Source organism: Gemmobacter aquaticus (assembly GCF_007859075.1).
In the GTDB taxonomy this organism is placed as follows: Bacteria; Pseudomonadota; Alphaproteobacteria; order Rhodobacterales; family Rhodobacteraceae; genus Gemmobacter; species Gemmobacter aquaticus.
On record NZ_VOAK01000002.1, the window covers coordinates 43,865 to 64,437 of the forward strand.

A 20,573-nucleotide genomic window follows, 5' to 3' on the forward strand; every position below is an offset into this window, starting at 1 on the left:
CAAATGTCCGACACCACGACCCATCTGGGCCTGCCTTACCTCCTGGCGGCGCAGGCGCAGAAGCATGTCACGCACAACGAGGCGCTGCGCCTGCTCGATGCCATGGTGCAACTCTCGGTCCTCGACCGCACGCGCACCACACCGCCCGCGAGCCCCGCGGACGGCAACCGGCACCTCGTGGCCTCCGGCGCGACCGGCCTCTGGGCCGGGTGGGACTTGAACATCGCCTTCTGGGTGGACGGCGCGTGGATCCGGCTGGTGCCGCGCACCGGTTGGCTCGTGTGGGTCGCGGCCGAGGGCCTGTTCCTGGTCTGGACCGGCAGCGCCTGGGAGGTCGTGGGCGAGCCGCGCGACGTGTCGGACGCCGTGTTCAGCCTGGTGAACGATGCCGATCCCTCGAAGAAAGCCACGTTCTCGCTGGCGACGATCAGCACGGGCACGACGCGCAGCTTCACCCTGCCGAACACCTCGTCGGAACTGGCGATCCTTGCCGGGACCCAGACCTTCACCGGCAACAAGACCTTCTCGGGAACGCTGACGGCCTCGGGAACGGTGACGACATCCGGGGCCACGGCGACCATCGGCACGTCCACCGGCACTGCGACCTACGGGATGGGGACAGGGGCCACGACGAGCGGCACGACCAAGACCCTGAACATCGGCACCGGCGGTGCATCCGGGTCGACGACGGTCGTGAACATCGGCTCGGCCACCGCCGGGGCCGGTGGGACAACAGTCATCAACACGCCCACGGTGACCTTCGCGAACAGCGTCACACAGGTCGTCATGCCCCAGGCGAACCTGACCGCGCAGCTGCTCGGTCTCGGCGGGGCCACGGCCGACAGCTACAACCGCCTCTCGGTCAACACGCCTGCGGTCCTCCTGAACAACGCAGGCGCGGGGATTGAGGCGACGGTGAACAAGGCCGCGGCTGGCAATGACGCCGCCTTCGCCTTCAAGACCGGCTTCTCGGCACGGGCGCTCATCGGCCTCCTGGGCAATGACGACTTCAGCTTCAAGGTCAGCCCGGACGGCTCGGCCTTCTTCGACGCGATCCGGATCGACCGCACCAGCGGCCAGGTGGAATTGCCGCAGCCCACGGTCCTGCCGGGACTCGCTGCAGCGCCGTCGCCACCACCGGCAGGCAAGGCCGCCGTCTATGCACGAAGCCGCGCAGGCGCACCGTGGATCGACGTGATGCGCCCCTCCGGCCGGGACTTTCCCCTGCAGCCGCATTTCGGGGTGAACCGGATCGCCAACTGGTCGCCGTCGACCGGCACGACGATCACCAGCGAAGGCCTGCCTGTCACCTCGGTTGGGACCGTCTCGCATCCAACGCTCGCCGCCACGAACCTCGCCGCCTCGATGCGCCGCTGGCGATTGACCTCGGCGGCCGTCGTCGACTCAGTCGCAGACCAGCGTTCCGCAGGCTGGGCCTGCTGGCGCGGCAATGCGGCGGGCTTGGGCGGCTGGACCTTCGTCACGCGCCTGTCCCTCACGACCCTGCAGGCAACGGGCATGGGCTTCTTCGGCCTCTACGGATCGACGGCCGCGCTGGCCACCACCCTGACGCTGGCCGCCGTAGTGAACTGCATCGGCATCGGCTTCCAGCGCGGCACGCATGCAAACTGGCAGCTGCTCCGCAACGACGGCACCGGCGCGCCGACGCTGAGCGACATGGGGGCGAGTTTCGCCATCGCCACGGGTGGGGTGTTGACCCTGTTCATCGCCGCGCCACCCAATGGCGGTTCGGTCTGGGTGCGCGTTGTGGACGAGGTTTCCGGCGCGGTCTTCGAGCAGGAGATCACGGCCGACCTTCCCACCGCCACGCAATTCCTGTCGCCGCGGCTGTTCCTGAACACCGGCGCCACGGCGGCGGCCGTCGCCTTCGACTGTGCCGGGGTCTATCTAGAGACGGATTACTGAGCGCGCGAAGGCTGCTTTGAGCAAAACCAGGCCGGGCCATGGGCCCGCAGGAAACGCCAGACGCCTCGACCGCGGCGCATGTCCCGGCCTGTTTTTTGGATTCACGCTGTCAATGAACAGCGGCGAGTCGCTGCCCCTTGACGGTGGCACGAAGCCCCATTCCCTGTCGCGCCCGGAAATGGGCACAATTGTGCACCTATTACGGTTGGGAGTCCTTGCTCGAAACGTCGCTCTTCAACACGGTGTTGGCGTACGGATCATCGGTACCATCACAGGGCCTTGGCTCCCTCTTGCAGGTAGGTCACCTCAAAAGCCCTCACTTGCCGAAAGCTTTGATGCCTGTTGGCCGGGCTGAACCCGTTGTTCAGGTCTGCTCTCTGGAACACGTCGAGTCCCCGGTCGAGCAGGATCTTCCAGCCAGAGTCTGTCACGAGGTGCCGGGCGTGGATCGTGCTCGTCCCGTCAAAGGCCCAGCTGAACTCCACGCCCAGCGGTGCAATCCCGTCCCGGATTTGCTCGAGATAGCCCGTCTGGCGCTCGATGTCGTCCGGGTCTGGGGCGGTGATGAGCCGGAACTGGACGTCCTCCCCGTCCGGCTTGCGTAGCGCCACGACCTCGAGAAGTTCCATTAGGTTGCGCATCTGGTGATACACCCGGATGTAGGGGTCCGTGAGCGTGATCACCGACGCCCCGTCGAGCCATGGGCCGAGAATCTTGTCGAAGCTGATTCCCTTCTGGTTCTCCGCGAACGTGACGTGACCGGGCAGGGGGCCGCGTGGGACGTCCAGCGCAGCTGGTCGGGGCGGATCGCGGCTCTCCGGTGCGTCCTGCACTGGTGCGAAGGCGGGCGCGCTCGAACCCAAGTGGGTCGAATCCGGCTCGATGACTGCCTCGCCCACCTCCTCGACGTTTCGGCGGTGATACCATCGCGGGTGCTCTCGCTCCTCGAGGGTCTGTACCTTCGTTACGCGACCCGCCTTGTCGGCGAAGCTGAACTCGACCTCGGGGTAGGTGCTGTCGATCCGCATCAACTGGTCCTTGACGCGTTTTCGCCCCTCTATCGAGAGTGTCAGCAGCTCCCGGATTTCCTCTGGGCTTGCGCCCCCGTTTGGGAAAAGGAGCTTCATCAGGCCGGAGAAAGTCTTTTGCACCCCGTCCCGGTCCCGGGTCGAGATGGAAGCGTCCAGCGTGAACAGGTCCCGGTAGTCGAGGGATCGGTCCTGCCCGCGCATGTGGCGCAGCACCTCCGCGAGGTAGTCGACGATGAACCCGTAGCCGGTTGCGAACATCTCGCCCCGGATCACGTCGATCTCCCAGCCTGGCAGGTAGGCGTGGAGTCGGTCGATGAAGGCGCTATCGTAATACTTCTCGGGCAACTCTTCGAACAGATCCGTGTGCTTGAGCATGTACGCGACGGAGTGCTTGGTATTCCCGATGAACGCCATCGACGCCTCCGCCCCGAGCGTCTCTACGCCGCGCGAGAAGGACTTGTTCGCCAAGTAGTTCTTCATGATGTCGACGAGCGCCTTGTCGACCTTCTTCTGTCGGCCGGCGAACTCGTCGAAGGCGATCGTGTCCCAGTAGCCAACGAGCCCGATCTTCCCGCTGGCGTTGCTCACGAACAACTTCGGGACGGTCACCTCGCCCCCGGAGATCAGGATCCCGTGCGGGGAGAACTCCGAGAAGATGTGCGACTTGCCGGTCCCTTTTGGGCCAAGCTCGATCAGGTTGTAGTTCCGCTCGACGTAAGGGATCAGCCGCAACAGCTGGAGGAGCTTGCTGCGCCGACCGAACGCGTCCGGGTTGAACCCGATCGTCTGTATCAGGAGGTCGATCCACTCATCCGTCGTGAACTTCGCCCGCGCGGCCAAGTACGCGTCGAAGTCGAAACTGGACATCTGGATTGCCTTCAGCCCCGCGAGAACCCATGGGACCGCGTTCGCCTCCTCTTTATGGTCATATTCAAGGTCTGCGATCGACCAGACCCCGGAAACGAGCATTTTCTGGTTCTTCTTGACCGTGTCGCTGTCCACCAGGACCTTCTTGATCCCAAGGTTGGCAAAACTGGCCTCATAGGAGTCAGTTTTTTCGTTAAGCGCGACCGACACCTTGTCGATCACCTTGCCGCGTCCTTTCTCCCGGATGTTTGACCGGATCAGGCCCGCCTCGTTGCGATGCACGTAGTGCCGGTGCAGGATCTCCTTCACGGTCTCGATTCCGGTCTGGATCGAGGCCTCGTCATCCGTGGCGCAGTACTGGCCGAGTAGATATTCCAACACATAGGACGGGACGATGGCGTTGCCCTTTACCGCCTTCACCAGGTCCTTTCGGACCACGAAGCCCGCGAAATGCTCGTTGATCTTGGCGTCGAGGTCACTCATCCGCAGGCTCCTCAGAAATCAAAGTCGGTGGTCATGCCACGCCGCAATTGGAAACGGTGGGTGGCATAGTCTTGGAAATGGCTGGTCTTTCCGACCCGTTCACGCAGTTTCAGAATGACGTCCTGATTGTTGAACCTATCTGCCTCGCGGGAGAGGAGGAACTTGCGCGGCATTTCCCGCTCGCGGGCATTGTCGGACCGGAAATCGAAAAACAACGAGTATTCGTCGGAGATCAGCGTGCCATCGGCCGCGTAGATCCCCGCCAGAAGTTCCCGAGGCCGCATCTTTTCCGAGACGGGCTGAGTCTGATAGAGCGTGACCGCCGTTTGACCTGAGGAGATCAGGCTGCGGCCCGAGACGAAGATCTGCACGTCGACCTGGCCCACATCCGTCTCGCGCTGCTTGCCGACCCGGATGACCGGGATGACCACCTCCTGCAAGCTGGCGCCGCCATGAACGAAACGGCTGCCGGCTCCTTTCACCCGCATGCGGTTGATCGAATTCGGGATCAGGACATCCAGCCCGCCGGAAAGTCCCAGCCCTGCTGCGCCGAAGTGCTTCATGCCTGGTGTCGGGGCGAGGCCACGACCAATCACAAAACGTCGGTTGCGGAAGAGGATCTCCGTTCCCTGCGGATCGGCGATAGCAAAATCGCTCTCGTCGAGTGCGCGATGCTGGTAGAGAAACCCGTGATCCGCGGTGATCAGGATGTTCGAGAAATTGGCCGAAGTCAGCTTGCGCACAAGCTTGGTCAGGTCGTCGATGGCATCCTCAGCCGCCTCGGGTAGCTTGTCCTCCGTTTGCAGCTTGTCGCCAATGGCGTCGATGCGGTTGTGGTACACGTATACTATATGGTGATCGCGGAAGAGCGCTTTGCCATCCTCGGTGCGCATGTTCATCACGTCTTCGGATTTCAACGCCCTCGCGCTGTCGCCCTTGCGCCCCGCGGCGAGCAGCTTTTCTCGGGCCGCAAGACCCTTGGTATTCTCCCCATCCGATAGGACATCGCCGCTACCGTCTTCTGCCAGGGCAAGCGTGCTGTGCGGCAAGAGGGCCGCCATGCCGAGTTGGGTGTAGCTCGGCAGCGAACTGATCATGGGCTTGAGCTCGGCGTCGAAGCGATCCAGAGCGCGGATCCGGCGCAGGCATTCCTCGCCGACCTCGAAACGCAGCGCGTCCGAAATGATCACCGCGACCTTCTGGTCCTTGCGGCGATACTCTGCTGCCTGCTCTCGATAGAAATCGCTCTGCGATGCGAAGCCCGGGATCTTCCACTCGCTGAGGCCGGCGATCTGGTCCTGCCAGGCATCGTTCAGCGCCAGGACAAAGCTGTTCGTGTAGCGGTTCTCGACAGATGCATAGAGGTCGGCCAAGAGGGATGCCTGACCGCTTTTCTGCATGTGGTAGACGAACTTGCGGTAGAGCTGATCGAGCCGATACCAGCTGGTCACATAGCGCTGCACACCCTCGGCCGGGCTGGTCATCCCCAAGTTCGCTTCTGCGAGCGCCTGCTGGAACTCGGTGGCGTAACCGATGGCTTGATAGATGTCCGCGTAGATCGGATACCAGTGGCTCTGCCGGCGTTCGCGTACCCAGTTCAGGACTTCCGGCGCGCTGACGGACTGGGCCGCCATCGCGCGGACGATCTCGCGGATGATCTGGCGGTCGATCTCCTCGAAATGATCGACGCCCACCAGGGTGCGGAAATCGCGGGTCGAGAGATCGGCGGGGATCTTCAGCAGCTCCTGATACCGGGCCGACAGCACCTCGAAGGCATCTGCCCAATGGCGGTTGTTCTTCCAGCGGCGGAAGACCAGCAACGCCTCGCCGTTCAGCGCCCCGTCCTCCCCCAGAACGCGCGCATAAGCCGACTGGAACAGCGTGATGGCGAAGTCCTCGAAATCCGGCTCATCCGGCTTGTAGCCATAGGCCTGGCCGACCTGCTTCCAGAGGAAATCCGTCAGCCCCGAGCGCTCGATCAGCCGCAGGGCGTCGTCGCGGCCTGCGGCCAGCTCACCCAGCAGTGCCTCGATCACCGTGTCCAGCCCGCCCTCGGCGCCCGCGCAGACGGCGAGCATGCGCAGGCGCATCTGGGTCTGGGTGTCGGACGCCTGCATCAGCCGCTTCAGCGCCTCGACGCGGGCCTTGGCGCGGAAGAACTCGATATGCGCGCGCACCACATTCTCGAACTGCAGCGGCAGGCCCAGCTCGGCCAGCCAGATCGCCGCCTGGTCGGCCTTGAACACGGCCGAGGCCAGCTGCAGGTCCTGAAGCCAGTTGTCGGTCATCTCGGGCTCGGGCCCGTCCTTGAACAGCAGGAACTTGCCCTTCGGCTCCTGCCGCAGGATCCGGTACTTCAGCCCGAACTCGTTGTTCGCGATCTCCAGCTTGGTCACGCCGGGCAGATCGACAGCGTCGAACTCCGCCCGCATGTCGCGGTCGGCGTCGTACCAGAAGACGAGCCGCTTGTCCTCGAACAGCTGCCGCAGGCTGGCGGCGATGCGGTCACTCATCCGCGGCCTCCAGCCCCTTGATCGGCTTCAGGGCCGCGCCGAACAGCGGGTAGTTCCGCTTCACCCCGTCATCCAGGTCGATCTCGATCTTGGCCTGCGCCAGCGGGAAGATCACCTCGCGCTCCCATTCCTCCAGCTCGGCGAGCTGCTTGGCGATCACGCCCACGTCCTTCAGTGCCTTTGTCCGCTGGGTCTGCGTGGCGGCGGGGTCGTCGGACAGCTTTTCCAGACGCGCGCGCTCGGCCTCCAGCTTGCGGATGAACTCGCGCAGGTAGTCGTTCAGCAGGACCGAGACGGTGTCGGGCCGGTAGCGGTGCATGTAGATCAGCGCCTGGAACGTGCCCTTGGGGCTGGAGAACATCCAGTAGATCGGGCGCTTCTTGTAGCGCTTCACGTGGTCGTCGTAGAAACCCTTGGTGAAATACTTACGGATGTCGCCGATCTGCGCCTCGATGAAGGCGAGGTTCTCGCGGAAATGCGCCTCGCCGAAGGTCACGCGCAGGAACTTGCGGAAGCGGTCCACGATGTCGTCGGCGAACCAGTCGGCATCCAGCACGGGGATGACGTTGTCCTCGTCGGGCAGGAAACTGGGCTCGGGCACGCGGGAAAGGTAATCGGCCAGCCCTTCGCCCTGATTGGCAAGGATCAGGCCCGGCGCATCCAGGCTGTAGCGGCCGAACATGCAGCCCACGGCGTAGGACAGGAACTCGGCCATGGTGTCGGCAAGGAGGCGTTTTTCGCGCTCTTCCGCAGTGCCCTTCACGCCATAGCGATAGGCAGGGTTGCAGGTGAGGGTGATCTCTTCGATCGGCACCTCGGGGGTCAGCTCGTCCTGCAGACCATAGGCGTCGATGAAGATGCGGTTGTTCTCTTCCTCCAGCCGCTGCATCTCGCGCGTCATGCCCTGCCAGTGGGCGCGCAGGTGAGCGTAGGTGGCTTCCAGCGTCCCGGCCCGATGGTCGGGCGAGAGAAGCGGCAGCGTGGTGAAATCCCAGGAGGTTTCATAGGCGTCCCAATCCCGCTTCGAGGCGGCCACGGCAGATTTCGGAGCAGATGGATCAACCGCAGAAAGGCCCTCCATAACAATAGGAAGCCGACCAACGCTACCTGCTTGGATGTTAAGCGTTGGATTGATGACATCGATGAATTTCTTTGCCACCGAAGAGCAAAGGTAACCAAGAAGAGGCCAATGCAAGTTCGTTGGCGGAAAGACACTGGAGCCGGCAACGTCGAATATGAACCCAGAAGGCGAGTGCCGCATTCCAAGGTATGTACTGTTAATGTAAGTCCAAGTTATTCCACTTCGGAAATAGTACTGAATATTCTTGATGGTTCTTGTAGGACTTCCATAAAGATCAGCAGCATATGCCATGACCTCTCGTCCAGAATCCTCCCAGTTAATTAGGAATTCGTTATTTCCATACCATCGCCTAAAGGCTCCACCTTTATTGTACGGAAACCACTTTCTTCTGCTTTCGGTGGCTTCGTCTTGCCCTGTGGCGCCAAGAAATATCTTTTCGGACTCAACTTCATGCCAAGCACGCAGGAAACGGCCATTGTCACTTGTCGCAAGCCCTTGACGGGGCTCGGCAATCTTTCTGAGTTCTTCCGATGAACCAAACAGGCTGAGCGAGTGCGGGGATAGCCAGTACGCAAAAATCGCCGTCGGGACTGCGCTGAAGCTTTCTTGTTTGATGGAGAAAGAGTAATGGTCGGCAACGCCACCTACGGCGTTCGCTGTGAACTTTGCCATTTCTGAATCGCCGCCAGAGAAGTCGACCAGCCGAATGAACTTTGACTCGCGAGTCGGCTTCTTGCGATCAAAGGCGAAAGCGCAGATTTGCACTGTGGCACCCTTGAATCCAGAAAGTGGAAGTTCAACAAGACAATGTAGAGACCCATCGCGCAGAAGTATTCGGCGAAGTTCTTCATATGAAGAAATGTACATCCAAACATTTGGACACATTATACCTGCACTGCCCGTGTGCGTAATCATCTCCTTTATTCGAACGATGAAGGCAGAAAAGATGTCGTGTTTTGCTGGTTCGTAGTTGGCTTTAAGGAAGCCTGCTAAGCTGTCATTGACGCCCCTCGCTCCCGCATATGGTGGGTTGGCCACCACCACGTGATACTTCGGCGACAGCGCCTCGGCCATGCGCAGCACGGCCACGACGCGCTCCTGCACCTCCTTCAGCAGCAGGTCGCCGCCGAAATCCCGCGCCTCTCCCACCCGCAGCGTCTCTGCCGGGTCGCGCAGCTTCGGCACGATCAGCGAGCCGAAGTTCTTGGCTTGCCCGAACTGCCCCAGCGTCTCGCGCAGCGCGCTCGAGAACAAGTCGCGCCCCACCACGGCGGCCACGTCCTGCATCTCGGCCGGGGTGAAGGTGACGTTCTGCAGCACGCAGATGTCGGGCTTCGCCTCCATCCGCAGGAACCGCCGCCGCCCCAGCCGCGCCGCCGCCTTCATCGCCAGCGCAAAGGCCGCCAGCGCCCCCGCGCGGTCGTCAATCTCCACCCCCGTCAGGTTGTGCTGCAGGATCAGCGCGGGGATCCTGTCGGCCTCATACCCTTCTTCCTCGTAGATCGCGTAGAGCAGGTCGAAGGCATAGGTCAGCATGTGCCCCGACCCGCAGGCCGGATCGCAGACCTTGATCTCCTCGGGCTTGCCGATCTTGAGGAAGTCCGTCTCGGGCTCTTCCGGCGCGATGTAGTAGTCCATCCGCTCGGCCAGCCTCGACCCCGGCCGGTTCAGCAGCCACAGCCGCCCCAGCGAGTTCTCCACCAGGTAGCGGACGATCCAGTGCGGGGTGAAGAGCTGGGTGGCAGCCGGGATGTTCTCGGCCGTGATCTTCTGGTTCTTCTTGAGGCCCGCGAAGACCTGATCCTTCTTCTCGGAGATGTAGAACTGGTAGAGCCAGCCGATGATCTCCACGTCCTTGCAGTCGTCCTCGGGCATGGCGTCGCGCAGGCGGGCGAGGATCGAGGTCGGCGAGAGCAGATCCTCGGGCATCAGGAGTTCGGTGTAGTCGCCCACCTTCTCGAACAGGAAGGGCATGGGCTTGTGCCATGCGTTGCAGGCATGGACCAGCAGCAGGCGATAGGCCTCGCCCTGCGGGTCGCGGCTGGGGCTGCGGCCGTCAAGAAGGGCCGCGATGGTTGCGGGCGCGCCTTCGGGCAGGTTGCCCGCCATCGCCTCGGCCAGGATCTCGGGCCGCGTGGCGTCGCCCTCGGGCGAGACGACGCGCGGATTGGTGTAGCCGTTCACGTCCATGAATCGGAGCGCGGTGAAGCGGTTGAACCAGGTGTAGGCGACCTGTTCGATGACCTGCGCCTTGCCGGTCTGCGCGATGGCGGCGTCGAGCTTCTTCATCGCCGCGGGATTCTCGCGTCGGGCGGAGGATGCCGGGTCGATGACGACGGCAAGCTTCGCGGTGACCTGATCGATCAGAAGATTGCGCGCGGCTTGCGCGAATTTCTTGAGGGCGTTGGTATCCATCAGACGATCACCTTCTTGCCCGCGGCGATCTCGGCCATCAGGGTCTTGCGCAGTTCATTGACGTATTGGTCGACATCAGCTTCCTCGGCGAGGTAGGGGCGCGGATAGGCCACCTTGATGTCCGAGGCGTTGACGTAGGACGGCGGCCGTGGCGCCGGGGCGGGCCGGTCCTTCATGCCGGGGTCGGCCGGAGCGGGCGCGGGGGGCTGGGTCATCCGCGCGATGTCCGCCAGAATCTGCTGCATCAGCCCGGAGCGCGCACCATTCGCCCGGTCGCGCAGGATCGGGATCATAGTGACCGCATCGAGACCCGCCTTGTGCGTGGCGAGACTGCGGCGGATCTTGTCCTGATGCTCGGGGGTGAGGGCGTGGAACTCGGCCGTCTGGGCGACCTTGTCGGCGCATTCATCGACGGCGGCGATGACCGCCTTGCGCTCCTTCAGGACATCGAGTTCGACCTTGTCCTTCAGAGCGTAAAGGTCGGACTTCAGCGCCTGGATCGCCGTGCCCTTGTAGCAGTCGGGGTCGCGCAGAGCGGCACGCAGCTTTTCCCCGGCCACGGCATCGACATAGCTGATGTTGGCCTCTTGTGCCTGCAGGAAGTCGCGAACGTCGTCATAGATTTCCCGCTGAGCCCCGCCCATGAAACTGCGGATCTTGTCGAGGATGTTCTCCTTGGCATTCAGCAGCGCATCTTCCTGCTTGACCGGTTCGGTGATGTACCAGGCAGCGGGTTTGCCGACCATGGCGACAACCTGATCCCGCAAGGGCTCCAGCGCCGCCACGAACGGGTACTTGTAGTTTTCGGTGACGAGCCGGCTCAGTTCGTCCGCCAGCTTGCGGATGCTTTCCGCCCATTCGCCGCCGAGAACCCGCGCATCGGAACCGTCGGCAGGCAGGCCGAAGAGCTCCTTGTAGAGGTCCTTGGCCGCACGGATCTGGGATGCCGTGAACTCCAGTTGCGGGGTCAGGAGGATATTGCCCAGCATGTGGCTATTGTTCAGCGCCCGGGCCAGTTCGGCCCCTTCCAGTGGCGTGCCGTCCGAGCGGGCCTCGCACTTGCCTTTGCCGGAAAGGCTCGCGGTGAGGCACAGGGTGGCGACCGTCGGCCAGCCATAGGGCTTCGCGCCGAAGCGTTCGGTCAGATACTTGGCCGAGACCTTCACGCCGTTGCGTGCCTGGCTCTGAATGTGGTTCAGCACATCTTGCTCGGCTTCTGTCAGGCCGGTACCAGCTTCGCCAAACAGAGTGGACGTCGGACTCGCGGCCTTGGCGATGTCTGCCTCGACGTAGTTCACGCCCCTCAGCATCGGCAGGTTGACATAGACCTTGTCGACAAGCGCCTGGAATGCCTTGACGACGCGATCCTGGGGATCGTCGCCGCCGATGTCCAGTTCATCACCCCGGACGAAGAGCCGAGCGGCGGCCATGAGTTTCCGCAGCCGAAGTTCCAGATCCTTCGCGCGGCGGCCGTTTTGCTCACCCTTCTCAAGAATAATCCGGTCACGCCCGGGCTGAGGTGACCCGCTGCGCGACTGCCGGATGAACTTGTCGGTCTGCCGGAAGAGGGTCAGATCCCGAATGAACCGCACATCCGGCTGCAGCACGATCGCAAGCTCCTCGCGCCCCATGTTGCGCATGCGCACGGCATCTGGAGCGGCGGCATCGTCGTTGAATGGACTGATGATGTTGATCGAAAGCTCATATTCCCGGCCGAGCAGATGGTCGTCCAGTTTGCGGCTGAAGGAATACTCGTAGCCTGTTGTCAGGTGCTTGATCTTCCGGTGCCGGAGGACTGTGTCGAAGGCAAGCGTTTCCAGCTCCTTGGTGATCTCTGTCGGATCGACATCCAGCGCCTTGATCTCAGCCTCGACGTCCTTCTCCTCGTTCGTAAGGAACTCGTAGATCTCACCATTGCGCTGAATGTAGGTTTCGCGCTCGAGGCGCGCCAAGGCATCCTCGATCTTTCGACGTTGTCCCGCCTGATCAACCTCGAAATCCGACAGCAGAAGAACACTGATGTTGCGCACAGTCGGCTTGAATTCCTTGACATATTTGACAAGGAACAGAGCCTTCAGCACGCGAACCGCGAAGGGATCGTCCAGGTTCCGCTCGGCGATCTGGATGGACTGTTGAACGGACGACTTCAATGCGGTGCGGATGCCTTCGAACATCAGGTCAAAGGTCGCAAGCCCTCCGACCGGAAGATCGGCAAGGCTCTTGGCAACCTCCTGGAACACGCCGAGCATCGACCGTTCGCCGACGGAACTGTGCTTGCCCTCGAAGGCATTGTGCTGGGAGAGCGATGTGATCGCCATCTGAAACAGCGTGTACTGATAGGGCGGGAACGGGTAACTCGCGATGAAGTGCTCGCGGTCACGATAGTTCTTGAGGCGGATTGAACCGTCCGCGAAATCAAACAAGGTTTTGAGGTTGTTCTCTTCCTTATCGTGCAAATTGCCGAGTTTGATCTGAGCCTTGTCGGTCTTGGACAGCAGGCGGCGCTGAATGACCTCGGCCACATCCGCCGAGTTCAAGGGCATGCGGTTTGAAAAGCGTGCCTGGATCTTCGAGAAGTCGTTCTCTTGCCGTGCCGTCATATCGCCCACGACTTCGGTGATGGCCTGCTGCGCCGTCACGATGATCCACGCTTGTCCCTTGCACTTCGTGTTGAGACTCTCCGCAATGGTCTGAAGGTTCGTCATCAGCTTGACGTTGTCGGCAATATACTGGCCGACCTCGTCGACGAAGAAGTTCAGCCGGAAGTTGGGTACCTGACGGTCGATCCAAGTCTTGACTGTGTTTGCGAAGTCTTCAATCGAGACCCGGGTATCTTTTCGGTACTGAGAAAGGATATCCTTGGCATCGGCAGGATCTGCACCGGTTGCCCGCGCGAATGCGGCAGCGATGTTGCGCCCCTCCAGCAGAGCCTCTTCGCGGCCACGTGTCTCCCAAGGCTTCCCCGAGAGCTCGAGGAACGCCGCCTTGAACGCCTCGAACTGGCCACGCTCATCGAGTTGCCGTTCGAACTGCGCGATGTGTGGCTGCTTGCCGTAATAGCCGCACATCTCGTCGAAGACCTTCTGGAAAACTGAAAGCAACGCGTCGACGTCGTTCTTCGAGATCACGTCCGCTTTCTGGTCGATGTTGAAAAGAATCGACTTCGACGGGATCGACACGGCTTTGCGCAGAGCACCTGCGAGCATAGGCTCGTCCTTCAGCTTTTCAGCGAAGATATCGAACGCCTTGATCCCATCGACTTCGCGGTTTTCCAGCAAGAGCGCCAGCATCTTCAGAAGGTGCGATTTGCCCGAGCCGAAGAAGCCGGAAATCCACACACCATTCGCGGTCTTGTAGTTGTTGTAGGCGTCAAGGAATTGCTCAAGCCGCTGCCCGATCTCTCCGGTAATCACGTATTCGTCGAGCTCGATCCGGAGGCTCGCCTCGTCATCCGCCTTGATGACGCCATCGATGGCACGGTCGACGGGCTTCTCAAATATTTCGCGCATCGCAATCGTCATCGGATCAAACCTCGTAGTTCAGAATATTAAAGGCCCGGTAGTACTTGTCGTCGTGCAGGCGCCCGAACAGATCAAGCGAGGCTCCGGTCGCGAGCGCGTGGGTGTAGCTGCCAGGGAAGAACAGCACGGTCGGCTTGTCCTTGGCTGTACTCTGGAGATTGTTCAGCACGTTGTGCGACCGGATGTAAGGATAGACCTCGCCGACGCCGGACAGGAAGATCACGTCATGCGGTGTGGCTGCGATGGCGTCGCCGATCTTCGGAATGAGGTTGGCTTTCGGATCGAGCACGGATTGCAGAAGCTCCCGGATCTCTCCCTTGTCGGTGTCCGGCTCGATCTCGAGGATCTGATCGAGAATACCGCGCTCTTCGAGAATGGCGAGCGACAGATCGTACAGGCTCAGGTCGAGAACCGCGATCCCGGCATGGTTTATTCGGGTCACCAGATCCAATCGATCTTCAACCATCGACAGTCCTTCTTCTGCCGGGTACGGGCAGATGAAGAACGGCACTTCATTGCCGAGGCCCTGCTTAGTCAGGAACCGCTGGCTGGTGACAACCCTGAACAGATGCTCTGCCCGCTCTTTCCGGCTTGTAGGCTTTCTCACAGGGTGCCTCCATCACGGCTCAATCCGGGGAACACCGCGAGATCCCGTGGACTTCTTTCTGCCAACATCGCCTTGAGCCGCGGCGAGACATAAGCAGACAGGATCCGGTTGTCGTCGGTGATCACGTTTGCTTCACGCATCATCCGGAACAGCACCTGCCGCAGCTTCGCTCGGGTCGTCGGACTGATCCCTGCAAGCCCCTCATCCCATTCGGCTTTGGCTGCAAACAGGACGTCGAAGCTTTCCAACGGAAGATCGAACTGGAACGAAATGAATCGCTCGTGGATCACTTCAGTCGCGAACTCGCGGACAAATCGATACGCTCTGCACGTTGCGAGCCACAAGAGGGCCTGCTGATCCGACCGGTCCGCCGCCAGGACAAGGTAGTCGAGCTCCTCTTGGTCCAATGTTGAAATTCGGTTCACGATCTCACGAAGCGTCCTGCGACGAGAAGCAGTCTTGGGCAGAGACGTAACACCTCCGCCCAATGCGAGCCGCAATGTTGCGTCCCACGACTCCGATGGCTTGTGCAGTCGAGCGACTTCAACGCTTTCGTTGAGAAGCAGTCCACCAACGGCGAAAGACATCTTGTAAGGTTGGACACTCGCGCCGTTCATTCTACAACTCTTTCGTCCCGCCGTTGGACCTCGATGTGGTTCAAAAGTACGATCTGCTGGTCCTGGGGCTTCCTGGCGGCGGGATCGGTGTCGAGCCCAAGCCGACGGAGCGCATAGTAAAGCAGCGCCCTTCGAACCCTGATCTCAGCCTTGCCACCCTTCATGCCGTAGTCGAGCGCGATAACCTTGGCCTGCGTCTCGGATAGGGCTGGGTGGGGGCCGATTTCCAGCGTTGCGAATGTGTGCCAGTCCTGATCGTTCTCGGGCAGAACGTCGGACGCGCGCGATGCGCGGATGTCCAGGATCCGGGACAGCAGGAAATCCTTGAACACTTCGTCGGTGACGCAGAATGCGCGGGCGTGCCAGCGGAAGCCGTCGAACGCGATGGCATGTGGGGCGATCCAGCGCCACCGGGGCTCCGGATTGGACAGGGACTGATACTGCACCTCGATCGCCTCGGATCGGCGGATCGCATCGACCACGGACCGAAGGGTTGCAGGATCGACGCCACGCGCCGGGGTGGGGGCGGAATCGTAGGCGGGCAGTCCCGCGATCCAGCAGTCGTCCTGATCGAGGATGCCTTCGGCGACCGACCGCAGCTGGGCCAGGTATCGACCAGCATCCAGCTTGTCGAACACCGGCCTGAATCCCGGCTGGCGCACATAGGTCCGCAGGCTGCGGTCGTAGTCCATGTTCTGAGGGGCGAGGCCGATGTAGCGGCTCAGGTCGGAGGAGGCCTGGTTCACCGACAGCCCGAACTGCGTCATCACATCGCTGCGGTTCACATGCCCCTCCCAGAACAGGCGGAACTCGATGAACTCGAGCCTTTGCTCGACCCCCCAACGAAGCTCCGACCTGTCGTTGCTCACCACGCTCTCCCGTCATCGGTCGATGCGCATGGAAATTATGCGCGCCCATTTTCTGGGCATTCCTCGACCGTAGCCGCGTGATGCTTGGGGATCAATCGAAAAGGGAAGGGTTGGCGCGCAATTATCCCAAGGATTGCCGCAGGTTCTGCGCGACGGCATCGGCCGCCATCCGCACGGGTTCCGACGCGAGATGGGCGTATCGCGCCGTGGTCTGGACCTGCGTGTGGCCAAGGAGCTTGCCGATCATCGGCAGTCCCTGACCCGAGGCCACGGCCGTGGACGCGAAGGTGTGGCGCAGATCGTGGATGCGGACGTCCTTGACCCCGGCGCGAGCACGGACGCGCTGCCAGAAGGGTTGCAGATCACTCAGGGGCCTGCCGGGCAGGGTGCCGGAGATCACCCACGGGTTGCCGTCAATGCGCAGGGCGCCCCGAAGCAGGTCCACCACCGGCTGGCCAACGTGCACGACCTTCGCACCTGTCTTGGAATCCGGCAGGCGCAGGGCAGGGACGTCGAGATCGACGTAGGACCACTTCAGGGTCATGATCTCGTTCAGGCGGCACCCGGTCAGGATCAGCAGACGCGCGGCGAGGATGGCCGAGGGCAGCTCCACCCCTTCTGCTTCCATTTCGCGCAGCACCTCGCCAATCCGCCGCAGCTCCGCCGCGCTCAGGAACCGTTCGCGCTTCTCCTCGGGGTATTTCCGGATGTGCTTGCGCGGGTTGGTCCCGTCCGGACGCAGGCCCCACATCTCGGACAGGCTGAACATTTTCGAGATCACCTCGAGGCAGCGGTTGGCCTGATAGGGGATGTGGCGCAGGTCGTGGTGGAACTTCGCGACATCCGCTCGCGTGATCCCCGTGACCGTCAACTGCCCGAGGGCGGGCAGGATGAAGCGCTGCAGGTTCCGGCGATACTCCTTTCCCGTGCTGGCCTTCACACGGATGGCGATGTGTTCCTTGTCGAACCGTTCGGCCAGTTCCTTGATCGTGATGGCCTTGCGCCCGGCGTCGCGTTCGGCTGCAGGGTCCTGCCCGTTGCGCGCAGCGGCGACGATGGTGATGGCGCGGGTGCGTGCCTGTTCGCAGGTCAGCACGGTGCTGGGGCCAAGGCTGATCCGCCGCGACCGGCGTCCGGTGCGGTATTGCACGACGTAGGCTTTTCGCCCGCTTGGCAGCACCCGAAGTCCGAAGCCGGGGATGTCGCTGTCCCAGACGAAGTATTCGGCGGCTTGGGCTTCTGCGGCGTCGACGATGCGCTTTGTGAGTTTGGGCATGGGAGATCGGCTTCCGGGTTGTCTGGCTTCCACAGTGCGCAAGGCGGATGGTTAGTCAACGAACACATTGATATTGCGTGCAAAAAGGAAAATCCGCGCAATCTCACGCAAGGGGCTGCATCGCAGCCGTGGGCGGAAAGGATGGTCCGCACGAATCAGGACGCAGGTTCCGGTCGCTCAGTCGCGCTGCTAAGGTCTGCCAAAAAGCAGCGGAATCCCGATGGCGTCGAAATCCACCCTCAATGCAAAGAACCTGGAGGCGCTGGGCGCCGAACGACTGGCGCAACTCCTGATCGAGATCAGCACGGGCGATGCCGCTGCCAAGCGCAAGCTGCGTCTAGCCCTTGCTGGAGCGGAGGGCCCGAGGGAGGCGGCGCGGGAGATCACCAAGCGGCTGACCAGCATCGCGAAGGCCCGGACCTTCGTGAACTGGCAGAACCGCAAGCCGCTGGTGAAGGATCTTCAGACCCAGCGCAGCGCCATCATGGAACAGATCGCCCCACATGATCCGGGTGAGGCGCTGGCGCTCTTGTGGCGGTTCATGGGACTGGCCACCCCGGTGTTCGAACGCTGCGATGACAGCAGCGGCACCGTCATCGACATCTTCCACCAGGCCTGCGCCGATCTCGGCGAGCTGGCCAAGGCGGCTGATCCGGCGCCCGAGGCCCTCGCGCGGCAGGTTCTCGACGCGCTGCAGGACAACGGCTTTGGCCAGTATGACGGACTGATCGCCATCATCGCTCCGGCGCTCGGCCCCGAGGGCGTCGCGCATCTGAAGGGACTGGTTGAGGAGCTCGGGCGCACGCCGGTGCCGGTGCCGCCAAAGAGCGAATGGCAGGCCGTCGGCTGGGGCAGCGGCGGCACGCGCTATGCCCACGAGATGGAGGAACGTGCGCGGCAGAGCACGGTCGAGATGGCGCTGAAGGACATTGCCGACGTGCAGGGCGACGTGGATGGCTTCATTGCGCAGTATGACCCGAAGACCCGCAAGGTGCCAAAGATCGCGGCCGAGATCGCGCAGCGCCTGCTGGCGGCGGGCAGGGCAGGGGACGCGCTTGGTTTCATCGAGCGGGCCGATGTGAAAGAAGTACGCTGGATCCCGTCCGAGTGGCAGGACGCGCGTCTTGCCGTGCTGGAGGCGCTTGACCGGAAAGATGAGGCGCAGGCGTTCCGCTGGGCATGTTTCGAGCGCGACCTGTCGGGGGAGCATCTGCGGGCCAATCTGAAGCGCCTGCCGGATTTCGACGATATCGAGGCCGAGGAGCGCGCGATGGCGAATGCCGCTGCACATCCCGACCTGCTGACCGCCTTGGCCTTCTTTCTGAACTGGCCATCGCTAGCCCATGCCGCGCAATTGCTGATCGACAGGCAGGACGAGGTCGACGGCGATCACTATGAATTCCTGGCCCCAGCGGCCGAGACATTGGCCGAGAAGCATCCTCTGGCCGCGACGGTGGCGCTGCGGGCGATGATCGATTTCACGCTGAACGAGGCGAGGCAGAAGCGCTATGGCTATGCCGCCCAGCACCTGGTGGCCTGTGCCGATCTGGCCAGACGGATCGAGGACTTCGGACCGGTCGAGCCGCACCAAGCCTATGCCGCGCGCCTGAAGGCCGAGCATGGCAAGAAGACCGGCTTCTGGTCGCGGATTGACGGATGATTGCCGTGCTACCGGAAAATCATTCTGCCACCCGTTGGAAGCATGGTGGAAGCACGAGGGTGAAAACCGCTGCGCAATCCTGACAATCCGCGCGCAGTTTGGGCTTGTGGCCCGATCTCGCAACTGCCAAGATATGCGAAAGGAAAAGCGATTCGTCGCGCCTGATCGTGTTGCGTTTGACACGACTCATAACCTGAAGGCCGCAGGTTCAAATCCTGCCCCCGCAACCATTGTTTCCGACGTGAAGTCTCCTCCAGCCCTCGCCAATCGCGGGGGCTTCGACATATCTGGCGCAGCGAGCCCCAGGATCCCCGCCAGATCCCCCACCAGTTCGATCTGATGCGCGCCCGGCGCATTGCGGTCCGGCACCATCCGCACTGACCTGCTCCCCTGAAACGTCCGCACTTTGAGGTTAGTCTGTTCTCCAGTGAAGGAGACGGACATGAAGCGCAGCAGGTTCACGGCAGAGCAGATCATAGGCATCCTTAAGGAGCATCAGACCGGGTTGAGCGCGGCGGAGCTATGCCGGCAGCACGGGATCAGCGATGCGACGTTCTACAACTGGCGCTCGAAGTGCGGCGGCATGGAGGTCAGTGAGACCAACCGGTTGAAGCAGCTCGAGGACGAGAACGCGAAGCTGAAGCGGCTGTTGGCCGAACAGATGATGGACGTCGCGACGCTGCGCGAGATGCTCGGAAAAAACTTCTGAGGCCCAGTTCAAGGAGATCTGCCGTGACCTGGGCCATGACCGAGAAGGGCTATTCACAGCGTCGTGTCTGCCGTCTGGTGGGCATTGATCCACGCGTCCATCGTTACCAGTCCAGCCGTCCTGACGACGCCGAGCTACGAAGCCGATTGCGCGAATTGTCGTCCGAACGTCGCCGGTTTGGCTATCGCCGCCTGCACATCCTGCTTGAGCGGGAGGGTTGGGACATGAACTGGAAGAAGCTCTACCGCATCTATCGCGAAGAGCGGCTGACGGTGCGCAAACGTGGCGGGCGAAAGCGGGCGCTTGGAACCCGCGCGCCGATGGCGATCCCGCAGGGTCCAAACCAGCGCTGGTCCTTGGACTTCGTGACTGACAGTCTTGTCTGGGGCCGCCGTTTCCGGGTCCTGTGCATCATCGATGACTTCAACCGGGAGTGCCTTGGTAACATCGTCGACACGTCGATCTCAGGCCATCGCGTGGCCCGGGAACTCGACCGGATCGCCGAGTTGCGTGGCTATCCCTGCATGGTGGTCAGCGACAACGGCACAGAACTGACGTCGAATGCGATCCTCACGTGGCAGCAGGACCGGAAGGTCGAAGGGCCACTACATCGCGCCCGGCAAACCGATGCAGAACGGCTTCGTCGAGAGCTTCAACGGTCGCCTGCGGGACGAATGCCTCAACGAGCATCTGTTCTCAAGCCTGCGCCATGCCCGGCACTTGATCGCGGCATGGCGCGACGACTACAACCACCACCGCCCGCACACGAGCCTCGACGGTAATCCTCCCCATTTTAGCGGGGCACGACCGTAGAACTCACGCGGCCATTTTCAGTTTCATGGCGGGTGTAACGCCGCCGATGCCCATGTTGGGGCGTTCGTTGTTGTAGGTCCACAGCCATTCGGTGGCGATCTGCTGCACCTCCTCGATGGTTTCAAAGATGTAGAGGTTCAGCCATTCATGCCGGACTGTCCGGTTGTAGCGCTCGACATAGGCGT

At 62.1% G+C, this 20,573-nt stretch carries 11 protein-coding genes and 1 pseudogene; 3 read left to right on the forward strand and 9 right to left on the reverse strand.

From position 1 onward, the window contains the following. Positions 1 to 3 precede the first annotated feature (3 nt). On the forward strand, positions 4 to 1,926 hold the full coding sequence (locus FQU74_RS00740; protein ID WP_146284408.1) for a DUF2793 domain-containing protein: 1,923 nt from the start codon (positions 4 to 6) through the stop codon (positions 1,924 to 1,926). 269 nt (positions 1,927 to 2,195) lie between these two features. On the opposite strand, the gene brxL is transcribed toward FQU74_RS00740, so the two are convergent. The 8 genes from brxL to FQU74_RS00780 all read right to left on the reverse strand — a co-directional run bounded on the left by brxL (position 2,196) and on the right by FQU74_RS00780 (position 17,206). Next, on the reverse strand, positions 2,196 to 4,307 hold the full coding sequence (gene brxL / locus FQU74_RS00745; protein ID WP_146284410.1) for a BREX system Lon protease-like protein BrxL: 2,112 nt from the start codon (positions 4,305 to 4,307) through the stop codon (positions 2,196 to 2,198). A gap of 11 nt (positions 4,308 to 4,318) precedes the next feature. Beyond that, positions 4,319 to 6,820, reverse strand: a complete 2,502-nt coding sequence (gene pglZ / locus FQU74_RS00750) for a BREX-1 system phosphatase PglZ type A (RefSeq protein WP_146284412.1) — start codon at positions 6,818 to 6,820, stop codon at positions 4,319 to 4,321. Beyond that, positions 6,813 to 10,316 (reverse strand): BREX-1 system adenine-specific DNA-methyltransferase PglX, encoded by a 3,504-nt coding sequence (gene pglX, locus FQU74_RS00755; protein WP_146284414.1) that lies wholly within the window; start codon positions 10,314 to 10,316, stop codon positions 6,813 to 6,815. The genes pglZ and pglX overlap by 8 nt, the downstream gene beginning before the upstream one ends. Then, entirely contained in the window at positions 10,316 to 13,837 is a 3,522-nt protein-coding gene (gene brxC, locus FQU74_RS00760) for a BREX system P-loop protein BrxC (protein ID WP_146284416.1), read from the reverse strand. Before brxC ends, pglX begins: the two co-directional genes overlap by 1 nt. Positions 13,838 to 13,841: 4 nt before the next feature. After that, positions 13,842 to 14,444: a DUF1788 domain-containing protein gene (locus FQU74_RS00765; protein WP_146284418.1), complete on the reverse strand. Its 603-nt coding sequence runs from the start codon at positions 14,442 to 14,444 to the stop codon at positions 13,842 to 13,844. Further along, the gene (locus FQU74_RS00770; protein ID WP_146284420.1) at positions 14,441 to 15,061 is read right to left on the reverse strand and encodes a DUF1819 family protein; all 621 of its coding nucleotides are present in this window, start codon (positions 15,059 to 15,061) and stop codon (positions 14,441 to 14,443) included. The genes FQU74_RS00765 and FQU74_RS00770 overlap by 4 nt, the downstream gene beginning before the upstream one ends. Continuing rightward, positions 15,058 to 15,930 (reverse strand): BrxR family helix-turn-helix transcriptional regulator, encoded by an 873-nt coding sequence (locus FQU74_RS00775; RefSeq protein ID WP_146284422.1) that lies wholly within the window; start codon positions 15,928 to 15,930, stop codon positions 15,058 to 15,060. The genes FQU74_RS00770 and FQU74_RS00775 overlap by 4 nt, the downstream gene beginning before the upstream one ends. A 121-nt stretch (positions 15,931 to 16,051) precedes the next feature. After that, on the reverse strand, positions 16,052 to 17,206 hold the full coding sequence (locus FQU74_RS00780) for a tyrosine-type recombinase/integrase (protein ID WP_146284424.1): 1,155 nt from the start codon (positions 17,204 to 17,206) through the stop codon (positions 16,052 to 16,054). A gap of 220 nt (positions 17,207 to 17,426) precedes the next feature. On the opposite strand from FQU74_RS00780, the gene FQU74_RS00785 reads away from it, so the two are divergent. Further along, a complete protein-coding gene (locus FQU74_RS00785) occupies positions 17,427 to 18,866 on the forward strand; it encodes a DUF6880 family protein (RefSeq protein ID WP_170246179.1) in 1,440 nt (479 codons plus the stop codon). Between the two features lie 442 nt (positions 18,867 to 19,308). Then, a pseudogene (locus tag FQU74_RS00795) lies at positions 19,309 to 20,388 on the forward strand (IS3 family transposase). A gap of 3 nt (positions 20,389 to 20,391) precedes the next feature. Here FQU74_RS00795 and FQU74_RS00800 read toward each other — a convergent pair. Then, the coding region (locus FQU74_RS00800; RefSeq protein WP_146284426.1) for an integrase core domain-containing protein at positions 20,392 to 20,573 on the reverse strand (182 nt) is incomplete at its 5' end.

Coding starts and splice junctions, on each gene's coding strand:
- FQU74_RS00740 (WP_146284408.1), top strand. CDS start 4: ATGTCCGACACCACGACCCATCTGGGCCTGCCTTACCTCCTGGCGGCG.
- brxL (WP_146284410.1), bottom strand. CDS start 4,307: ATGAGTGACCTCGACGCCAAGATCAACGAGCATTTCGCGGGCTTCGTG.
- pglZ (WP_146284412.1), bottom strand. CDS start 6,820: ATGAGTGACCGCATCGCCGCCAGCCTGCGGCAGCTGTTCGAGGACAAG.
- pglX (WP_146284414.1), bottom strand. CDS start 10,316: ATGGATACCAACGCCCTCAAGAAATTCGCGCAAGCCGCGCGCAATCTT.
- brxC (WP_146284416.1), bottom strand. CDS start 13,837: ATGACGATTGCGATGCGCGAAATATTTGAGAAGCCCGTCGACCGTGCC.
- FQU74_RS00770 (WP_146284420.1), bottom strand. CDS start 15,061: ATGAACGGCGCGAGTGTCCAACCTTACAAGATGTCTTTCGCCGTTGGT.
- FQU74_RS00780 (WP_146284424.1), bottom strand. CDS start 17,206: ATGCCCAAACTCACAAAGCGCATCGTCGACGCCGCAGAAGCCCAAGCC.
- FQU74_RS00785 (WP_170246179.1), top strand. CDS start 17,427: ATGGCGTCGAAATCCACCCTCAATGCAAAGAACCTGGAGGCGCTGGGC.